Here is a 1,794-nt window from a genome sequence, read left to right on the forward strand (position 1 = left end):
CGTTACTTCCCCCTGTGCTTCATTGTCCGTTCCGGCGGAAGAAAGTAAAGGGTGGTCTGCGACCATTTTTTATCTGCTGCATTCGCTGATCGGCAAGCCGAAGCTCATATTGCAGATAAAAAACAAGCCCTTGACTGTCTCCCTCCTACACTTCCAAAGCCGCCCAAGAGGAAGTAAGCTTCACTATATTCTTGGCAGAATATACGTACGAATATATCCGCTTGACAAAAGTGCTACCACCATACTATAATATGTGTAGCGGATATATTGCAAGTTCCCTAAAGTGTTACCACTTTAGAACTTGTGAGGGTGGCAAGCCCCCCTTCAATCCCCCTTGAAGCAGAGCCGAAAGGCTCATAATGTGACGGTGGTAGCACCGAAGAAAGTGAGGTCGCAAATGAAAATCAGCGGAGCAAAAACAATAGCGGAATACAAAGAAATCAGAGCCAAGAAAATTCAGAAATGGATTGATAGCCATTTTGTTGAAGGTTCTGTAAAGTGGGAATTTGACGGAGCAAATGCGATAAAGGTAACGGACAAGACCGGCGATAGCATGTTAGTACAGTTGTCCGAAATTGATTAACAGGAGGGAAACAAAAGTGACAGTAAGAAATTTTTTGAAATTGCATGAGGGCGGTGTGGCTTGCGTATCAATCCAGCAAGAACCATACGACCATGAAAAGCATGGATATGTAAAGACGTACTTCGAGGAAGCAGCACAAGAGGATATTCTTGCATCTGATACATTCAAGAAGATAGCAAACAAGCAAGTAGACCATTTTAATATCATTGGCGGTGGAATGTATAAAGTCGAGTTGTGCATTTATTTGGAGGAAGAATAATGGCGAATAAAAGCAGACCTAAGCAGTTATCATTCCGAGTAAGTGAAGAAGAATACCAGCAGTTACAGGAGAAGATTTCAAAGAGCGGAAAGAACCAGCAGGAGTATATCCTTTCCTGTGTGCTGGAGAAGCAGATTGTGAATACGGACGGTATCAAGGAACTTATCCCGGAACTGAAACGGATAGGGAACAACCTCAACCAAATAGCAAAGCGGTGTAATGAGGGGGGAATGTTGCCGAGTGAAGCGGAAGTGCGGAAGCATGGAGAGGAGCTGAACAAAGTATGGCAGTCATTAAGGCGGTATCTTCAAAGGCGGGCATAGGGCACGCCATAGATTATGTGACGAAAAAAGAAAAGACAGAGGAGAAGCTTGTCAGTGGTCTGCATTGTGAGCCGGAGACAGTCAAGGAAGAAATGCAAGCCACAAAGGAGCTGTGGGGCAAGACAGACGGAAGAACCTATAAGCATTATGTGCAGTCCTACCATGAGGACGAGGAAATAACCCCGGAGCAGGCTCACAAGAACGCTATCGAGCTGGCGGAGCATACAAAGGCATGGAAAGGGCATGAAGTTCTGATAGCCACGCATATAGACAAGGGGCATATACATACGCACTTTATAGTCAATTCCGTAAATTATGAGAACGGTCATAAGCTCCAATGGAGTAAGCACGACCTTAAAGACTTAAAGGAACGGTGCAACGAACAGAGCAGGGAACAGGGCTTGCATGTGCCGGAGAAAGGAAAGACATTTGCTGGAGAAGCCCGGGAAGAAACGGTGGCATGGAGTAAAGACACCTACCAGCTTTTGAAACAAGCAGAGCAGGGAAAGGTCAAAAGTTATGTGCAGGATATTGCCCTGGCGGTACTGGACTGTAAGGAAACAGCGATCAGCCGGCAAACCTTTATCCGGCTGATGAATGAAAGAGGGTACGGAGTGGACTGGCAGGAC

General features: G+C 45.8%; 5 protein-coding genes. All 5 read left to right on the forward strand.

All coding sequences use genetic code 11. The annotated features are described in order from the left end of the window. Positions 1–250 (forward strand): hypothetical protein (locus tag DW642_RS16090; RefSeq protein ID WP_207660218.1); only part of this gene is annotated, 250 nt, incomplete at its 5' end. A gap of 147 nt (positions 251–397) precedes the next feature. Next, a complete protein-coding gene (locus tag DW642_RS15630; RefSeq protein ID WP_055228720.1) occupies positions 398–583 on the forward strand; it encodes a hypothetical protein in 186 nt (61 codons plus the stop codon). Between the two features lie 16 nt (positions 584–599). Further along, positions 600–842 (forward strand): hypothetical protein, encoded by a 243-nt coding sequence (locus tag DW642_RS15635; protein WP_055228721.1) that lies wholly within the window; start codon positions 600–602, stop codon positions 840–842. After that, positions 842–1,165, forward strand: a complete 324-nt coding sequence (locus DW642_RS15640) for a MobC family plasmid mobilization relaxosome protein (RefSeq protein WP_055228723.1) — start codon at positions 842–844, stop codon at positions 1,163–1,165. The genes DW642_RS15635 and DW642_RS15640 overlap by 1 nt, the downstream gene beginning before the upstream one ends. Then, positions 1,126–1,794 (forward strand): relaxase/mobilization nuclease domain-containing protein (locus tag DW642_RS15645; protein ID WP_158555037.1); only part of this gene is annotated, 669 nt, incomplete at its 3' end. The genes DW642_RS15640 and DW642_RS15645, both read left to right, overlap by 40 nt.

This window comes from Blautia sp. AM23-13AC (assembly GCF_003435675.1).
Classification (GTDB): domain Bacteria; phylum Bacillota; class Clostridia; order Lachnospirales; family Lachnospiraceae; genus Fusicatenibacter; species Fusicatenibacter saccharivorans.

Bases quoted from the DNA above. Each gene is read 5' to 3' on its own strand.
- DW642_RS15630 (WP_055228720.1), top strand. From the start codon at position 398: ATGAAAATCAGCGGAGCAAAAACAATAGCGGAATACAAAGAAATCAGA.
- DW642_RS15640 (WP_055228723.1), top strand. From the start codon at position 842: ATGGCGAATAAAAGCAGACCTAAGCAGTTATCATTCCGAGTAAGTGAA.